Here is a 16,695-nt window from a genome sequence, read left to right as displayed (position 1 = left end):
GTGTGACCGTGGGTGCGGACCGTTGGTCCGCACATTCCGGCAGATCATCCACGCATGGCGTGGATCTACTTCGCGGCCTTCTTGACGGCTTTCTTTGCAGCCTTCTTGGCCGGAGCCTTCTTCGCTGCAGCCTTCTTCGCCGGGGCCTTCTTGGCCGCCGCCTTCTTCGGCGCGGCTTCCTTCTTCACTGCCGCCTTCTTGGCCGGTGCCTTCTTCGCAGCGGCCTTCTTGGCGCCGAAGCCCTTGCGCACCGGCTTGCCGGTTTCTTCCATCAGCTGCTGCACTTCAGCCAGGGTCAGCGAGGCCGGCTCACGATCCTTGGGGATCTTGCCGTTCATCTTGCCGTCGCTGATGTACGGGCCGAAACGCCCGTTCAGCACCTGGATGTCGCTGCCTTCGAATTCCTTGATGATCCGGTTGCGCGCGATCTCTTCCTTCTCCTCGACCAGGAACACTGCACGGGCCAGGTCGATGGTGTAGGGGTCGTCTTCCTTCTTCAGCGAGGCGTAGGTGCTGCCGCGCTTGGCGAACGGGCCGAAACGGCCGATGCCGACGCTGACCGGCTCACCGTTGTCCTCGCCCAGCGCGCGCGGCATCAGGAACAGTTCCAGCGCGTCTTCCAGGGAGATGGTGTGCATCGACTGGCCGGGGCGCAGCGAGGCGAACTTCGGCTTCTCCTCGGCGTCCTCGGCGGTGCTGCCGATGGCCGCGTACGGCCCGAAACGGCCCAAGCGCACGCTGACCGGCTTGCCGGTCTTGGGGTCGGTACCCAGTTCACGGGCACCGCTGGCCTCGGCACGGTCGACCGATTCCTTCTTGTCTTCCACCAGCTCCTTGAACGGTTCCCAGAAGCGGGCCATCAGCGGGATCCACTCTTCCTCGCCGCGCGAGACGGCATCGAGCTCGTCCTCGAGCTTGGCGGTGAAGTCGTAATCCACGTACCGGGTGAAGTGGCTGGACAGGAACTTGGACACCGCACGGCCGACGTCGGACGGGCGGAAGCTGCGGCCTTCCATTTCCACGTACTTGCGGAACAGCAGGGTCTGGATGATCGAGGCGTAGGTCGACGGACGGCCGATGCCGTACTCTTCCAGCGCCTTCACCAGGGCCGCTTCGGTGAAGCGCGGCGGCGGCTGGGTGAAATGCTGCTCGGCCACGATGCGTTCCAGCGGGATGCGGTCGCCCGGCTTCATCGCCGGCAGCTTGCGGCCTTCATCCTCGTCCTCGGCGCTCTTGTTGTCCTTGCCTTCCTCGTACACGGCCAGGAAGCCAGGCACGACCACGGTGGTGCCGCTGGCGCGGAACACGTGTTCGCTGCCGGCGGACAGGTCGACGCTGACGGTGTTGAGCGTGGCCGGGATCATCTGGCAGGCCACCGCACGCTTCCAGATCAGCTCGTACAGGCGGCGCTCGTCGTCAGTTAGGAAACGTGCGACCTGGGCCGGGGTGCGCAGGGCCGAGGTCGGGCGCACGGCTTCGTGCGCTTCCTGGGCGTTCTTGGACTTGGTCTGGTAGGTGTTGGGCTGGTCCGGCAGCGAGGCGATGCCGTAGTCACGGGCGATCACGTCGCGGATCTCGGCCAGTGCGTCCTGCGACAGGTTCACCGAGTCGGTACGCATGTACGAGATCAGGCCGACCGTGCCTTCGTCGCCGATGTTGACGCCTTCGTACAGCTTCTGCGCCACCTGCATGGTCTTGCGGGTGGTGAAGCCGAGCTTGCGCGAGGCTTCCTGCTGCAGGGTGGACGTGGTGAACGGCGGCGCCGGACGGCGCTTGCGCTCCTTGCTGGCCACGTCGGTGACGTGCAGCGAACCCTGCGCCGCCTGCTGGATGCGCAGGCGGGCAGCCTCGGCGGTGTCGCCGTCGGTGACGGTGAACTGCTCGAACTTCTGCCCGTCCAGCTTGATCAGCTTGGCGTTGAAGTGCTGGCTGGGGTGCGCGCACTCGGCGCCGATGGACCAGTATTCGCGGGCGATGAAGGCTTCGATCTCCTCCTCGCGCTCGACGATCATGCGCAGCGCCGGGCTCTGCACGCGGCCGGCGGACAGGCCGCGCTGCACCTTGCGCCACAGCACCGGCGACAGGTTGAAGCCGACCAGGTAGTCCAGCGCGCGGCGCGCCTGCTGGGCGTCCACCAGGTCGCTGGCGATGGCCCGCGGCTGGTTGATGGCTTCCTTGATGGCGCGCGGGGTGATCTCGGTGAAGACCACGCGCTGCATCGGCTTGTCCTTGACCAGCCCGCGTTCCTTCAGGATCTCGGCGATATGCCAGCTGATCGCTTCACCCTCGCGATCCGGGTCGGTCGCCAGCAGGATGTCGTCGGCGCCCTTGGCGGCCTTGGCGATGGCATCGACGTGCTTTTCGTTCTTGTCGATGACGTCGTAATGCATGGCGAACCCGTTGTCCGGGTCGACCGCGCCTTCCTTCGGGATCAGGTCGCGCACATGCCCATACGAGGCCAGGACGGTGTAATCCTTGCCGAGGTATTTGTTGATCGTCTTGGCCTTGGCCGGCGATTCGACGATGAGCAGGTGCTTGGGCATGTCGGGAAAGGTCTGTGGGCGGACCGGGGGAAGGGGCCGCTAGGGTGGAGCAAACGGCCGCATTAGTGAAGCGGCCACGGGTAAATCCATAAACTGAACGCCCGGTAATGTGCCGGGCGTTCAGGTTTCCTTATTAGAGGAATCACGCCCGAGCCACCCGTGTCAAGCGGCCCGGTGTGAGGAAAAGCGTGGCGGGATGGCGATTCCCCGTCCCTCGTGCCCTGTCGCGGGCCGGGGCAGGGGCCGGGCTTACGACTGCCGGGCAGCCATCACCACGCTCATCACCATCAGGCCGGCATAGGCCAGCGCGGCCAGTATCGCCAGCACGATGACCACCACGGTGACCGTGCCCAGTTCGTGGCGCTGGCGGTCCGGGTGGTCGGTGTAGGCCCATTTGTCCACCACCAGGGTGTCCGCGATCATGTCGTGCAGGCCCTGCTTGCGGGCGGTCATGCCGGCCATGAAGCCAGAGACGATGTAGGCCAGGCCACAGCTGAACACGTAGGACAGGAACAGCGCGGCCCAGCGGCCCAGGCTGCGGCCGGTGCCCAGGCGCTGGCCATCGGTGCGGACGACCTTGATGCCGACGGCCATCTTGCCCAGCGTGGCCTGGCGGGCGGAGGCGTGCATCATGGTGAAGTACACGGCCTGGATGACGGTCGGCAGCCCGTACACGCCCAGCACGATGAACAGCATCATGCCCGGGGAGCTTTCCGGCGAGTTGAGATCGCCCATGAAAGCGGTCATGCCGCCGAACATCATCGCGCCGACCACGAACACCACGACCAGCACGCCGATCATCACCATGGAATCGATGGAGGCTGCGGCAAAGCGCTTCCAGAACCCGGCATAGACCACCTCGCCACCGGTCACCACCGCCGTATCGGCATAGCCGCCTGCGGCGCTGGGGGCGCTGTAGGGCGAGCTGAGGGCGCCGGTACCCGGCAGCGGCGCGGTGCCGTTATCGATGGCGGCATAGTCACCGCGCAGGTCGAAGCCGCCCGAGGCGGTATTTTCGCTGGCGTCGGCCAGGGTCTGCAGGCCCAGCTCGTCCACCACCTGGCGCAGGGCGGCCCACTGGCCCATGCCCTCGCGCCACACCAGCGTGTCCAGGGTCAGCTGTCCGCGCTGGAAGCGCTGGCGGATCTCGGTGACCGGGAACGGTCCCTGGCGTTGCTGTCCTTCGGCAAAATACCACTCAGTCATTGCTGTCCCCTGTTGGGTCGTCCTTGGAAGTCATGCAGCCTGCGCGGCCGGCGGCTCAGCTGTGGCACGCCTTCGGCAGGTATTTGTTGTCGCTTTCGCCGGTGCATTCCCAGCGGCCGCTGTCGCGATCGTATTCCAGCCACAGCAGATCGCCGTCGATGCTCTTGCCGGGCATCGCCAGCGTCCCCTCGATACCGCAGTGGCCGTTGTTGAAGCGGCCGATGTTCACCGCCGAGAGGCCGACCTGGGTGAAGTCGCCAGGGGCCGGGAAGCCGGCGTCGTTGGCGCCTGGGCAGCGCCCCTGCTCTTCAGCGAAATGTTCAACCTGCGCCTGCAGCGGGTGCAGCGCATCGGCCGCGACGGCGACCTTGGTGCGTACGGTGTAGTCGTTGTAGGCGGGCAGGGCGATCGCGGCCAGGATGGCCACGATCGGCACCAGCACCAGCAGGGCGACGCCACCGATGATGGCGGTCAGCGCGCAGCCGGACAGGCCCTTCTTCGGCGGCGGCAAGGCCGCGCTGGCGGCGGCGCGGTAAGGCGCTTCCGGCGGCAGGATGGGCGGTTGCGGAGCGGCCGGCGGCGGTGGCGGGGCAGCGGCCGGGGCGTCCACGGCCGGCACGATCAGGCCAAGTTCGTCGACCACGCTGCGCAAGGGCTGCCATTGCGGCAGCCCGTCGCGCCAGACCAGGGTGTCCAGGGTGATTTCGTTGCTGCGGAAAAGCTCGATCAACTGTTCCGCCGGCAACGGGCCTTGCTGGCGGTTGCCTTGGGCGTGAAACCACTCACTCACGGGGACGCTCCTGAATGCGCTCGGTCCCCAAGTGTAAGGTCAGTGCAGGGGTTCTGGCTCGTCCATGAACATCTGCGTTTCCATCCAGGCATAGGCCGCTTCGGCGCCCGGCTGGTTGAACAGCACCATCAGCACGACCCACTTCAGGTCGTCCAGGTCCAGTTCGTCCTGGTCCAGGGCCATGGCACGGTCCAGCACCAGCTCGCGCTGGTCGGCGTCGAGGATGCCGTGCTGCTCCAGGTACAGCAGGAAGCCGCGGCATTCCACGTCCAGCTTGTCCAGCTCGGGGCCGTGGAAAACGCGCACGGGACCGTCGACCCGAGCCTGCGCCACGCTCGGCCGCTGGGCAGCCAGCGCGTCGAGCCAGTCGAAGGCCTTGTTGATCTCGGTGGGGCTGAAACCGGCCTGGATCAGGCCATTCTGCAGCGAGTCGCGGTCGCGGATCAGGTCCGCATCTTCGCTGAAATAGTGTTCAAACAGGTACAACAGTACGTCAAGGATGCTCTCTTTCATTGCCCCTCGGCCTGCGTCGGGCGACGCTGTGGAGGTGAAGAAACTAGGGAGTTCGACAGTAGCGGCCGTGTACGCACACCACGATTCCCGCCAGTTCCATGGCCAGCAGCATGGAGGACACCTCAGGCGCCGTCAATCCACAACGCGTGATCAATGAATCCATACCGCTTGGGTTGTGGTCCAGTGCCTGCCACAAGCTCTGGTAGTCAGGGTCGTTTGCCCACCGGTCCGGCAGGTCTGCCGGCGAAGCCTGTTCAGTGGGGGTGGCAAGGCGGCTTTGCAAGCCGGGCAGTTGCTGGCGCAGGGCAGGGGCCAACAGCTCCAGCATGTCTTCGGGCCGCTCGATCAGGGCCACGCCTTCACGGATCAGCCGGTGGCAGCCGGCCGCGCGCGGGTTCAGCACCGAACCGGGCACTGCGCCGACCTCACGCCCGGCCTCTGCCGCCAGGCGCGCGGTGATCAGGGCGCCGGAGCGCTGCGCGGCCTCGATGACCACCGTGGCCAGGGCCAGCCCGGCCACCAGCCGGTTGCGCGCCGGAAACTGCCCCGCCCGCGCCGGGGTGCCCGGTGGGTACTCGCTCAGCACGGCACCTTCGTCGGCGATGCGGGCCTGCAGGCGGACATTGCCGGGCGGGTAGGCCTGGTCCGGGCCGGTGCCGATGACCGCCACCGTACGCCCGCCCGCATCCAGCGCGGCGGCATGGGCGGCCGCATCAATGCCGGCCGCCAGGCCGCTGGTCACCGCCAGGCCGGCCTCGACGAAGCAACCAGCAAAGCGGGCGGCGAGGGCGCGCCCGGTGGGCGTCGGCGAGCGGCTGCCGACCACCGCCACCGCGGGATGCCAGGCAAGGCTGGCGTCACCGGCCACGAACAGGGCCAGCGGGGGCTGCGGGATGTCCTGCAGCAATGGCGGAAAGGCGGGGTCGGCGCAGCCCAGCAACTGCCGGCCCGGTTGCTGCAGCCAGCGCAGGGTGGTGGCCAGCGCTGCGGGGTCGGGCTGCTGCAGTGCTGCGCATTGTTCCGCCGAACAGCCGTGGGCGCGCCAGCCGGCCACCCCCAGGGCGAGGGCGGCGTCGGCATTGCCGCTGGCCAGCAGCAGGGCGCGGCGTGGCGCCAGCGGGCCGCCGGCCAGGACCAGGCGGGCGAGGGCATCGGGGGCGGGGGTGGAATCAGGCATCGCCCGACTATCGGCCACGGGCGACGAAGGCGCCCTAGGGCGCCTTCGCATGTTGCTGTCAGGGGAGTCCGCCGAAGGCGGGTAGAGTCGACCGTTGGTCGACTGTCGCGGGCGGTCGGGAGAGCAGTCGACCAACGGTCGACTCTACCGGGGTCGCCCGCTGGGTAGAGTCGACTGTCAGTCGACTACCGCGCGCAGCGCGGGGTTTTCGCGGGCGGTTGGGGCCTGCCAAACGACGAAGGCGCCCTGGGGCGCCTTCGCATGTTGCTGTCAGGGGAGTCCGCCGAAGGCGGGTAGAGTCGACCGTTGGTCGACTGTCGCGGGCGGTTGGGAGAGCAGTCGACCAACGGTCGACTCTACCGGGGTCGCCCGCTGGGTAGAGTCGACTGTCAGTCGACTACCGCGCGCAGCGCGGGGTTTTCGCGGGCGGTTGGGGCCTGCCAAACGACGAAGGCGCCCTGGGGCGCCTTCGCATGTTGCTGTCAGGGGAGTCCGCCGAAGGTGGGTAGAGTCGACCGTTGGTCGACTGTCGCGGGCGGTTGGGAGAGCAGTCGACCAACGGTCGACTCTATTTCGCGTCCGGGTGCTGGGCGCTGTAGCCCACCTTCACCGGCTTCACGCCCTGCATCACCAGTGCATAGCTGACGTTGTCGAAGGTGCGGAACACCATTGCGTGGGCGGCGTACTCGTCCGGCAGGCTGACCCGGCCCGCGCCGGTGGACGGCGAATCGTCCATGCGCGAGGAATTCGGGTACTTCATGCGGTGGGCGACATGGCTGCCCTGGCGCCACAGCGAGAACACCGTGCCGTTGTCCACGCCCTGGCTGCGGCCGGCCGAGATGGCGATGACGTCGCGCGGGCCGCCGGCATTGAACATGTCGGTCACGGCCAGCACGCGCACGTCCAGGCCTTCCAGGCTGGCCGCCGGCACATGCGGGAAGAACTGCAGGTCGTACGGCTGGGCTTCCACCGGGACCAGGCGGTCACCGGCGCGCACTTCGCGGCCGTTGGTGTTGGCGTCCAGCACCAGGGTGGAGGCTTCCGTCTTGCCGCCAGCCACCTTGGTCAGGGTGCCCAGGCCGACCTGGGCCAGTTCATAGCCCAGCACGCCGCGGCGGTGGTTGGGTGCGTTGTAGGCCTGCCACAGGTTGCCGCTGCCCGGGGTGACATCGCCGTTGGCGGTCAGGTCCTCGGTCGGCTTGGGCTGGCCGTAGCGCACGGTCGGGCGGACCACGGCCCAGCGCTGGCCCACCTGGGCATCGGCCAGGCGGACATAGACGGTCTGGCCGCTGGTGGCGCGCAGGCGGTTGTCTTCCAGGCCGGCCACGTAGGGCAGCTGGTCGATGCTGTCGACCACGCTCAGCTGCTTCAGGAAGGGCTCGACTTCCGAAAGCGGCACGCCGGTCACCGGGGCTTCCGTGCGCGGGCCGGGCTGGGCCGTCACGCGGTCCAGGTAGGCCAGGCTCAGCACGTCACCCGGGTAGATGAGATGCGGGTTGGCGATCTGCGGATTGGCCTGCCAGATCTCGGGCCACAGCCAGGGTTTCTGCAGGAAGCGTCCTGCGATGTCCCACAGCGTGTCCCCTTTGCGGACCACATAGGCGTCCGGGTGCCCGCCGTTCACTTCAACGGCGGTAGCATAGGCAGCCACGGTCAGCATCGCCGCAGCGACGACCGTACGAAAACGAAGCAACATAGGTGCGAAGCCCTGATTCCCCAACAGGTTCGCGCACTATAGTCCAGAAACCGGGGCGCAAGGCAAGCGTTGCAGATAGAATCTGCGACGTATGCCGGCGTATCCCCGGCCCCCAACCCGGAAACAGCCATGGCCCTGCTCCCCATTCTTGAGTTCCCCGATCCGCGCCTGCGTACCAAGGCTGCGTTGATCGATGCCGCCGAGGTCACCACCCCGGCCTTCCAGACCCTCATCGACGACATGTTCCAGACCATGTACGACGCCCCGGGCATCGGCCTGGCCGCCAGCCAGGTGGACGTCCACAAGCGCTTCATGGTCATCGACGTGAGCGAAGAGAAGAACGAACCGCGGGTGTTCATCAACCCGGAAATCGTCGCCAAGGACGGGGGCCAGGTGTACCAGGAAGGCTGCCTGTCGGTGCCGGGCATCTTCGCCGATGTCACCCGCGCCGATTCCATCACGGTGAAGTTCCTGGACCGCCAGGGGCAGCCGCAGGAGCTGAGCACCGATGGCCTGCTGGCCGTGTGCGTGCAGCACGAGATGGACCACCTGGACGGCAAGCTGTTCATCGATTACCTCTCGCCGCTGAAGCGCGAAATGGTCCGCAAGAAGCTGGCCAAGCAGCGCAAGCACGTCGCCTGACCGCCATCGCGGGCCGCCCTTCATGGCGGCCCCTGCCTGCGCTTCCGGCGCGGGCTGTACGGCGCCGGCCGACGGCGCCGTTGTTCTTTCTGCACGAATCCATCCTGCAAGTGGGGTAGCCATGAGGATTGTCTTTGCCGGTACGCCGGAATTCGCGGTGTCGTCGCTGCGTGCGGCCGCGCGCCATCACGAGGTCGTGGCCGTCTACACCCAGCCCGACCGCCCGGCCGGCCGTGGCCGTGGCCTGGCGCCGTCGCCGGTCAAGCTCGAAGCGGTCGCCCGTGGCATTCCCGTCTACCAGCCGGAAACCCTGAAGGACGAGGCCGCCCAGCAACAGCTGCGTGACCTGCAGCCGGACCTGATGGTGGTGGTGGCCTACGGCCTGATCCTGCCCCGCGCCGTGCTGAACATCCCGACCCACGGCTGCTGGAACGTGCACGCCTCGCTGCTGCCGCGCTGGCGTGGCGCCGCGCCGATCCAGCGCGCGATCCAGGCCGGCGATGCCACCACCGGCGTGTGCCTGATGCAGATGGAAGCGGGCCTGGATACCGGCCCCGTGCTGCTGCACCAGGAGCTGCCGATTGCCGCCACCGCCACCGGCGGCGACCTGCATGATTCGCTGGCCGCGCTGGGCGCGCAGGTGCTGTCCGACGGCCTGGGCCTGCTGCGCGCGGGCATCAAGCCGATCGCGCGGCCGCAACCGGCCGAAGGCGTCACCTACGCACACAAGCTGGACAAGGCCGAAGCGAAGCTGGACTGGGCGCTGGACGCGCAGGCACTGGCGCGCACCGTGCGTGCGTTCAACCCGTGGCCGATCGCCGAGGCGCAACTGGCCGGCGAGCGCGTGCGCATCCATGGCGCGGTGGCACTGGATCTGGCCCACGGCCAGGCCCCGGGCACCGTGCTGGCCGCCGGCCGCGAAGGCATCGACATTGCCTGCGGGCAGGGCGCCCTGCGCCTGCGCGTACTGCAGCGCGAGGGCGGCAAGGCGATCACCGCCGCCGACTACCTCAATGCGCGCCGCGACCTGCGCGTGGGAGCGTAAGCCGGTGTCGAAGCAGAACGATTTCTCCATTGCCAAGGCCGCGCCGGGCGCTGCGACCCGCATGCTGGCCGCCCGCGTGCTGGCCCAGGTGTTCACCCGTGGCCGTTCGCTGAAGGCCGAACTGGCCTGGGCCCTGCCCAAGCTGGCCGATACCCGTGACCGCGCGCTGCTGGAAGCCCTGTGCTTCGCCGTGCTGCGCCGTCGCAGCACCTATGACGCCGCGCTGCAGGCGTGGATGCAGAAGCCGCTGTCGGCGCGCGATGCCGACCTGCGCACCCTGCTGATGGTCGGTTTCGCCCAGCTGGACGTGCTGGAACTGCCGGCCCATGCGGCGCTGTCGGCCACCGTTGACGCCGCGCGCGCGCTGGGCCGCGAGCGCCAGGCCGGCCTGGTCAACGCCATCCTGCGCCGTGCGCAGCGCGAAGGCTTCCCCGAACAACCCGCGCGCGACGCGTTCCCGGCCTGGCTGGCCGAGGCGGTCGAGCGCGACTGGCCGCAGCAGGCCGAGGCGATCTTCAGCGCCAGCCTGCAGCCGGCCCCGCTGTGGCTGCGCGCCAACCGCCAGCTCGGTGGCCGCGACAAGGCGCTGGCCGCACTGGCCGAGGCCGGCATTGCCGCCGAGGCCAGCCCGCTGAGCGCCGATGCGCTGCGCCTGGCCGTGGCCAGCCCGGTCAACCAGCTGCCGGGGTTTGCCGAAGGCGCGTTGTCGGTGCAGGACCTGTCGGCGCAGTGCGCGGCCGATGCGCTGGCGCCGCCGGCCGGTTCGCGGGTGCTGGACGCCTGTGCCGCCCCCGGTGGCAAGTCCGCGCACCTGCTGGAACGCGACCCGAGCCTGCGCCTGCTGGCGCTGGACATCGATGCGCGGCGCCTGGCCCGGGCCAAGGACACCTATGCGCGCACCGGCGTGGGCGAGCACGTGCAGACCCAGGTGGCCGACGCCAGCGATACCGCGGCCTGGTGGGATGGCACCCTGTTCGACGCCATCCTGCTGGATGCCCCGTGTTCGGCCACCGGCGTCATCCGCCGCCAACCGGACGTGATGTTCCACCGCCGTGCCGAGGACGTCGAGGCGCTGGTGGGGGTGCAGGCGCGCCTGCTGGAAGCCTGCTGGGCGATGCTCCGCCCCGGCGGCGTGCTGCTCTATGCCACCTGTTCCATCCTGCGCGCCGAGAACGTGGACCAGGTGCGGGCCTTCTTGAAGTGGCATCCGGATGCCCAGGCGGCGCCGCTGGATGACGCTTTCGGCCTGGACTGCGAGGGCATCGCCCGCCAGCGCCTGCCCGGTGAAGACGATGCTGACGGATTCTTCTACGCGCGTCTGCTAAAAACAGCCTGACCTCTCCGCTGTCCAAGTCCTCATGCTGAAAACCCGCGCGTCACGCGAGACGTGGTTGTTCGTAGTGATGGCCCTGCTTGTGCTTGGCGCGGGGCTCGGATTGCGCGACCCCTGGCCGTCGGACGAGCCACGTTTCGCGCTGGTCGCCAAGCAGATGGTGGACAGCGGCCAGTGGCTGTTCCCGCACCGGGGGCTGGAGCTGTATTCGGACAAGCCGCCCATGCTGATGTGGTGGCAGGCCACCCTCTACAGCGTGATCGGCAACTGGCGGGTGGCCTTCCTGCTGCCCTCGCTGATCGCCGCGCTGGGTACCCTGTGGTGCGTGGTCGACCTGGGCCGGCGGCTGTGGACGCGCCGGGTCGGCCTGTACGCCGGCTGGGCGCTGCTGTTCGCGCTGCAGTTCACCTTCCAGGCCAAGAAGGCGCAGATCGACCCGCTGCTGGTGCTGTTCATCACCCTGGCCAACTACGGGCTGCTGCGCCACCTGCTGCTGGGGCCGGCCTGGCGCTGGTGGTGGGCGGGCTGGTTCTTCGCCGGCATCGGGGTCATCACCAAGGGCGTGGGCATGCTCGCGCTGCTGATGATCCTGCCGGCGGCGATCGCCTCGGCACGGCACTGGCCGCGGGTGCGCCTGCATGCGCGCGACCTGCGTTTCTGGCTGGCGCCGCTGGCCTTCGTGCTGGCCGCCGCGTTGTGGCTGGTGCCGATGGTGATGACCGCGCTGGCGACGAAGTCGGGCGAGTACCAGGCCTACCTGGACGACATCCTGTTCCGGCAGACGGCCAAGCGCTACACGCAGTCGTGGGATCACCACCAGCCGTGGTGGTACTTCCTGGGCACGATGCCATCGATGTGGATACCGGCGTTCCTGGCCCTGCCATGGGCGATCCCGGCGTGGCGGCGGCGCCTGCAGCGGCGCGATGCACGCTACCTGCTGCTGCTGGGCTGGTGGCTGCTGATCGTGCTGTTCTTCTCCATTCCGCACGGCAAGCGCGACGTCTACATCCTGCCCACGCTGCCGATGTTCTGCCTGGCCCTGGCGCCCCTGATACCAGGGCTGCTGCGCCGGCGTGACGTCCAGCGGCTGCTGGGCGGCTTCACCCTGCTGCTGGCGCTGGGCACCCTGGCCGCCGGTGCGTCGGCCCTGCTCGGCACGCCCGGTTTCGAGGCAAGGCTGGTGCTGGAGCGTGGCCTGGCCCCGGGGGCGATGGAGGCAATGGCGTGGGCGGCGCTGGCCATGGGCGGTGCCGGCATTGCCAGCCTGCTGCTGTTCGGCCCGGCCCGGCGGCACCTGGCGCTGGTCTCGATGCTGGCCGTGGTGTGGGTGCTGTACAGCCTGGTCGGCTACCCGGTGCTGAATGATTCCAGCTCGGCCCGCGGCCTGATGCGCTCGGTCGGGGCGCGCATCGGTGCCGATGCGGAGCTGGGCCTGGTGGCCTGGAAGGAACAGAACCTGCTGATGGTGGACCGCCCGGCAGCAACCTTTGGTTTCACCGTGCCCTGGCATGAGCAGCTGCAGGCGGGCGTGCAGTGGCAACAGCTGTCGCCGCAGCGGCGCTGGCTGCTGGCCCACGAGGACGCGCTGCTGGGCTGCGTGGACCGCGACGGGGCGGTGCTGGCCGGTGTCGCCAACCGTCGCCGTTGGTGGTTGGTACCGGCCGGAGCGGTGCATGGCCCCTGCGTGCCGACCGAAGCCGAACTGAAACGTGAACGGCGGTTGCAGAGAAACGAGCAATAACGTGGCGGCTGGATTGTCCAGACTGCCCAAGCGTGCACAAAGGCAGTAAAACATCAGGCGGGCGGTCTGCGAGATGGGCCGCCGTTTTCTTCCGCATGACCGCAGCGATCAATCCCGACGTGCCAGCTTCACCGGACAACCTGAGCCCCACCCGCGCCGATCCGTTGCCCGCGCCTGCCGGCGGTCGCCTTGGCGCTGCGCACTGGATCGCGCAGATCGGCCTGTTCTGCATGCCGGCGCTGGTACTGACCGTACCGGTGAACCTGTTGCCGTATGCATTGACCCTGCTGGTCAGCACGCTGCTGGCACCAGAGCTGCTGTGGCGTGCGCGGGGCATGGGCGGCATGCCCGTGCGTGCGCTGACCGCGCTGATGCTGGCGGCGGTGGCGCTGGGCCTGCTGTCGGTGCTGCTGTTCGAGCAGGGCCTGCGTGATGTCGACAACCGTTCGCGGTTCCTGGTCATCCCGTGGATCGCACTGTGGGTCTGTGCGCTGCGCCCGGACCTGCGCTGGCTCTGGCGCGGCGCGCTGGCCGGCCTGCTGGGCAGCTTCGTGCTGTCGCTGGTGCAGGTGCTGCAGGGCGCGCCGCGTGCCGAGCTGACCACCAATGCCATCGTGCTGGCTGACATCGTGGTCATGCTGATGGTGCTGCTGGTGTTCTGCCGCCCGTCGCGACGCTGGTCGCTGGTGATTGTCGGCATGGCGGCCGGCTGCGGCACGATCGTGCTGACCGGCAGCCGCGGCGTCTTCGCTGCGTTGCTGGCGCTGCTGGTGGTCCTCGCCCTGAGCCTGCGCTGGCGGACCGGCGTGGCCCGCCTGTCGGTGCTGGCGGGCATGCTGGCCATCGGCGCCACCCTGCTGCTGTCGGTGCCCGAACTGCGCCACCAGGTGCGCCTGACCGAACTGCACAGCGATGTGCAGAAGCTGGAGCAGGGCGACGTCGATTCCTCTGCCGGTGCGCGCGTCGAGCGCCTGCAGGTGGCCTGGCAGACCTTCCTCGACCATCCGTTGACGGGTGTGGGCATTGGCCACTTCGACAGCGCCATGCAGCGCGTGCCGGCCTGCCGCGAAGACCCCGACGAAGAGCGCTGCCACCTGGGCCATGCACACAACGACGTGGCCGAATGGGCGGCGACCCAGGGCCTGCCCGGCCTGCTGATGCTGATCGCGGTGTACGGCGTGCCTCTGTGGGTGTTCGTCCATCTGCACCGGCGCAGCGGGCGGGCCACTTTCCGCGGGCCGGCGGCGGCGGGCGTGATGATCGTCATTGCCTACGCGTTGTGCGGGCTGACCCAGTCGATGTTCGCCCACCAGATGACGGCCAGTTTCTACGTGACCATCGTCGGCCTGCTGACCGGCCTGTCGCTGCTGGAAGGCGCACGCCATCGGGCGAAGGCCTGACGGGGGTTCCGCCGTGGTAGGTGCCGACCGTTGCGCTCATCCACGCATGGCGTGGATCTACTGGTAGGTGCCGACCGTTGGTCGGCACGGGTGCCGCATGGCCCAGAGTTGCCGGTGGGTGCCGACCGTTGGTCGGCACAGATGCCGCATGGCCCAGAGTTGCCGGTGGGTGCCGACCGTTGGTCGGCACAGATGCCGGATCATTCGTTGCGCGGGTCGGCCACGGCCTGACCGTTGCCCAGCATCCACAGCATGATGGTCTTCTGCCGCACGTAGTTGGCGCGCACGTAGGCGTAGACCAGGCCGTGCCAGCCATCGCGGAAGCCACCGCGGAACACGAAGCCGCGCCAGAACCGCCAGGCCGGCGCCAGCACCAGCTTGCCCAGCGTGGCCCGCTTGCCGCGCGCAAACTCGTGCTCGGCCATCATCCGCGCGTACTTCTCGGTCTTGGCCAGCTGCTGCTGCAGCGAGCGGTAGGGGTAGTGGATGAGATCACCGCACAGGGTGCCGACGCTGCCATCGACGCTGGCCGCCTCGTGGATCTCGCGCTTGCCGCGCCAGCCGCCCTGACGCCGGTCGAACAGGCGCATCACCCGGTCCGGGTAGGCGTTGCCGTGGCGCAGGAACTTCCCGAAATACTCCGAGAGGCGGGCGAAGCGGTAGCCGGCGTGGCCGCTGAAACCGCCGTCGCGGGCCTGCTCGATGGCCGTGCGCAGTTCCGGGCTGACGCGCTCATCGGCGTCCAGGCACAGCACCCAGTCGTGGCGGGCCTGCTCGACGCAGAACGCCTTCTGGCTGCGGAAACCATCGAACGGGCGTTGCAGCACGCGGGCACCGGCGGCCTCGGCGATGGCCACGGTGGCATCGGTGGACTGCGAGTCCACCACCACGATCTCATCGCAGAAGGCCAGCGAGGCCAGGCAGTCGCCGATGCGCCCGGCCTCGTTGAACGCGATAATGCACGCCGAGATGCGAGGCCGTTCGATGGGAGCGGTCGTGGAGGACATGATGGCCGGGTACCTGTTGTTTGCGACGGAGCGCTATGCGCTGCCTATTCTCGCCCCGTTGGCGCAGGCCTTGCACGCGTCCGGGCAGGAGGTGGCCGCCTGGTTCGAGGGCGGCGCGGCTGGCAGCAGCCTGCTCGGGGTGCCCAGCATCGGCCTGAAGCAGGCCCTGGCGATGCGCCCGCGCGCGGTGTTCAGCGCCGCCAACTGGGTGCCGACCTTCCTCGCCGGGGCCAAGGTGCAGCTGTTCCATGGCTTCAACGTGGAGAAACGGGACAGTGCGCGTGGCCACTTCCGGGTGCGCGGCATGTTCGACCTGTACTGCACGCAGGGGCCGGCCACCACCGCACCGTTCCGGCAGATCGCCGATCAGCAGGGGCACTTCGCGGTGGCCGAAACCGGCTGGCCGAAGCTCGATCCGCTGTTCCGCGACGATGGTGGCGAGAGTGCCGCGCTGCGTGCGCCGGCCGGCGGGCGTCCGGTCATCCTGTTCGGCTCGACGTTCACCGAGCGGCTGAGTGCGGCCCCGCATCTGCTGGCGCCGATCGCCGCCGATATCGCCGCCGGTGAGCGCTACTGGCTGCTGACCCTGCACCCCAAGTGCCCGCCGGAACTGTTCGAGCGCTACCGCGCGCTGGCCGGTGCCAATGCGCGCTTCATCGAGCCGGAACAGGTGATGGCCGCCCAGCGTGCGGCCGACGTGCTGGTGTCCGATACCTCCTCGATCGTTTCGGAGTTCATCGTCCAGCACAAGCCGGTGGTGACCTTCCGCAACCGCGTGCCCAAGCCGCACATGATCGACTTCGATGATGCAACGCAGCTGCCGGCGATGCTGCAGCGCGCCCTGCACCCGGAGGCGGCGCTGCAGGCCGAGATCGTGCGTTATGCCGATGCCATCCACCCGTTCCGCGATGGCCGCTCCAGCGAGCGGGTGATCACCGCGACCGAGGATTTCCTGTCCGGCGAAATGGGTGCGCTGCGGCGCAAGCCGTTCGGCAGCTGGGTACGCGACCTGCAGATCCGCAAGGACCTGGGGTACTGGGGCCCGTCGCAGCGGTGATGGGTGTGATGTAGAGCCGAGCCCATGCTCGGCTGCGGCAAGCCGAGCATGGGCTCGGCTCTACAGTAGATCCACGCCATGCGTGGATGCCGGTCCCGCCGTCACCAGCGCAGCTTGCGCCGCGCGAGTGCTGCGGCCAGCTGCTCCATCACCTGTTGCGCCTGCGCCTGCGGCAGGTAGTTCAGTGCCAGCGCCACATCGCCATGGGCGCCGGCCGTGTGATGCTGCAGCGCGCGCTGCACCCGGAGGCGGCGCTGCAGGCCGAGATCGTGCGTTATGCCGATGCCATCCACCCGTTCCGCGATGGCCGCTCCAGCGAGCGGGTGATCACCGCGACCGAGGATTTCCTGTCCGGCGAAATGGGTGCGCTGCGGCGCAAGCCGTTTGGCAGCTGGGTACGCGACCTGCAGATCCGCAAGGACCTGGGGTACTGGGGCCCGTCGCAGCGGTGATGGGTGTGATGTAGAGCCGAGCCCATGCTCGGCTGCGGCAAGCCGAGCATGGGCTCGGCTCTACAGTAGATCCACGCCATGCGTGGATGCCGG

Annotated in this window: 13 protein-coding genes and 1 pseudogene; 7 read left to right on the top strand and 7 right to left on the bottom strand. The window is 68.7% G+C overall.

Annotated features, from left to right (window positions below):
* Window positions 1–65: 65 nt before the first annotated feature.
* The 6 genes from QMZ26_RS05895 to QMZ26_RS05870 form a co-directional block, all read right to left on the bottom strand.
* Window positions 66–2,543 carry a DNA topoisomerase I gene (locus QMZ26_RS05895; protein ID WP_283220867.1) on the bottom strand — a complete coding sequence of 826 codons (2,478 nt, stop codon included), beginning with the start codon at window positions 2,541–2,543 and terminating at the stop codon, window positions 66–68.
* 249 nt (window positions 2,544–2,792) lie between these two features.
* Window positions 2,793–3,749, bottom strand: coding sequence for an RDD family protein (locus tag QMZ26_RS05890; protein WP_283220866.1), 957 nt, complete (start codon window positions 3,747–3,749; stop codon window positions 2,793–2,795).
* A 55-nt stretch (window positions 3,750–3,804) separates the two neighbouring features.
* A complete protein-coding gene (locus QMZ26_RS05885; protein WP_283220865.1) occupies window positions 3,805–4,539 on the bottom strand; it encodes a GYF domain-containing protein in 735 nt (244 codons plus the stop codon).
* A 39-nt stretch (window positions 4,540–4,578) separates the two neighbouring features.
* The gene (locus tag QMZ26_RS05880; protein WP_079223647.1) at window positions 4,579–5,052 is read right to left on the bottom strand and encodes a DUF494 family protein; all 474 of its coding nucleotides are present in this window, start codon (window positions 5,050–5,052) and stop codon (window positions 4,579–4,581) included.
* A gap of 43 nt (window positions 5,053–5,095) precedes the next feature.
* On the bottom strand, window positions 5,096–6,229 hold the full coding sequence (dprA, locus tag QMZ26_RS05875) for a DNA-processing protein DprA (protein WP_283220864.1): 1,134 nt from the start codon (window positions 6,227–6,229) through the stop codon (window positions 5,096–5,098).
* 568 nt (window positions 6,230–6,797) lie between these two features.
* Window positions 6,798–7,925: a LysM peptidoglycan-binding domain-containing protein gene (locus QMZ26_RS05870; RefSeq protein WP_283220863.1), complete on the bottom strand. Its 1,128-nt coding sequence runs from the start codon at window positions 7,923–7,925 to the stop codon at window positions 6,798–6,800.
* 129 nt (window positions 7,926–8,054) lie between these two features.
* Here QMZ26_RS05870 and def point away from each other — a divergent pair, with 129 nt between their 5' ends.
* The 5 genes from def to QMZ26_RS05845 all read left to right on the top strand — a co-directional run bounded on the left by def (window position 8,055) and on the right by QMZ26_RS05845 (window position 14,086).
* Complete coding sequence (gene def, locus QMZ26_RS05865; protein WP_079223642.1) at window positions 8,055–8,567, top strand: peptide deformylase; 513 nt, start codon at window positions 8,055–8,057, stop codon at window positions 8,565–8,567.
* A gap of 121 nt (window positions 8,568–8,688) precedes the next feature.
* Window positions 8,689–9,612 carry a methionyl-tRNA formyltransferase gene (fmt, locus tag QMZ26_RS05860; protein WP_283220862.1) on the top strand — a complete coding sequence of 308 codons (924 nt, stop codon included), beginning with the start codon at window positions 8,689–8,691 and terminating at the stop codon, window positions 9,610–9,612.
* Between the two features lie 4 nt (window positions 9,613–9,616).
* Window positions 9,617–10,948, top strand: a complete 1,332-nt coding sequence (rsmB, locus tag QMZ26_RS05855; RefSeq protein ID WP_283220861.1) for a 16S rRNA (cytosine(967)-C(5))-methyltransferase RsmB — start codon at window positions 9,617–9,619, stop codon at window positions 10,946–10,948.
* 22 nt (window positions 10,949–10,970) lie between these two features.
* A complete protein-coding gene (locus QMZ26_RS05850; RefSeq protein ID WP_079223637.1) occupies window positions 10,971–12,686 on the top strand; it encodes a glycosyltransferase family 39 protein in 1,716 nt (571 codons plus the stop codon).
* 95 nt (window positions 12,687–12,781) lie between these two features.
* Complete coding sequence (locus QMZ26_RS05845; RefSeq protein ID WP_283220860.1) at window positions 12,782–14,086, top strand: O-antigen ligase; 1,305 nt, start codon at window positions 12,782–12,784, stop codon at window positions 14,084–14,086.
* 200 nt (window positions 14,087–14,286) lie between these two features.
* On the opposite strand, the gene QMZ26_RS05840 is transcribed toward QMZ26_RS05845, so the two are convergent.
* Window positions 14,287–15,093: a glycosyltransferase family 2 protein gene (locus QMZ26_RS05840; RefSeq protein ID WP_283220859.1), complete on the bottom strand. Its 807-nt coding sequence runs from the start codon at window positions 15,091–15,093 to the stop codon at window positions 14,287–14,289.
* On the opposite strand from QMZ26_RS05840, the gene QMZ26_RS05835 reads away from it, so the two are divergent.
* Both QMZ26_RS05835 and QMZ26_RS05830 read left to right on the top strand, forming a co-directional pair.
* Complete coding sequence (locus QMZ26_RS05835) at window positions 15,092–16,150, top strand: CDP-glycerol glycerophosphotransferase family protein (RefSeq protein WP_283220936.1); 1,059 nt, start codon at window positions 15,092–15,094, stop codon at window positions 16,148–16,150. The genes QMZ26_RS05840 and QMZ26_RS05835 overlap by 2 nt on opposite strands.
* Window positions 16,151–16,371: 221 nt before the next feature.
* A pseudogene (locus QMZ26_RS05830) lies at window positions 16,372–16,602 on the top strand (CDP-glycerol glycerophosphotransferase); the annotation flags it as partial.
* Window positions 16,603–16,695: the final 93 nt, after the last annotated feature.

It is taken from the genome of Stenotrophomonas sp. PFBMAA-4, assembly GCF_030053215.1.
GTDB lineage: Bacteria > Pseudomonadota > Gammaproteobacteria > Xanthomonadales > Xanthomonadaceae > Stenotrophomonas.
The sequence above is the reverse complement of the archived record's forward strand: the minus strand, read 5'-3'. Positions and strand labels throughout refer to the sequence as shown.

Coding starts and splice junctions, on each gene's coding strand:
- QMZ26_RS05895 (WP_283220867.1), bottom strand. CDS start 2,543: ATGCCCAAGCACCTGCTCATCGTCGAATCGCCGGCCAAGGCCAAGACG.
- QMZ26_RS05890 (WP_283220866.1), bottom strand. CDS start 3,749: ATGACTGAGTGGTATTTTGCCGAAGGACAGCAACGCCAGGGACCGTTC.
- QMZ26_RS05880 (WP_079223647.1), bottom strand. CDS start 5,052: ATGAAAGAGAGCATCCTTGACGTACTGTTGTACCTGTTTGAACACTAT.
- dprA (WP_283220864.1), bottom strand. CDS start 6,229: ATGCCTGATTCCACCCCCGCCCCCGATGCCCTCGCCCGCCTGGTCCTG.
- QMZ26_RS05870 (WP_283220863.1), bottom strand. CDS start 7,925: ATGTTGCTTCGTTTTCGTACGGTCGTCGCTGCGGCGATGCTGACCGTG.
- def (WP_079223642.1), top strand. CDS start 8,055: ATGGCCCTGCTCCCCATTCTTGAGTTCCCCGATCCGCGCCTGCGTACC.
- fmt (WP_283220862.1), top strand. CDS start 8,689: ATGAGGATTGTCTTTGCCGGTACGCCGGAATTCGCGGTGTCGTCGCTG.
- QMZ26_RS05850 (WP_079223637.1), top strand. CDS start 10,971: ATGCTGAAAACCCGCGCGTCACGCGAGACGTGGTTGTTCGTAGTGATG.
- QMZ26_RS05845 (WP_283220860.1), top strand. CDS start 12,782: ATGACCGCAGCGATCAATCCCGACGTGCCAGCTTCACCGGACAACCTG.
- QMZ26_RS05835 (WP_283220936.1), top strand. CDS start 15,092: ATGATGGCCGGGTACCTGTTGTTTGCGACGGAGCGCTATGCGCTGCCT.
- QMZ26_RS05840 (WP_283220859.1), bottom strand. CDS start 15,093: ATGTCCTCCACGACCGCTCCCATCGAACGGCCTCGCATCTCGGCGTGC.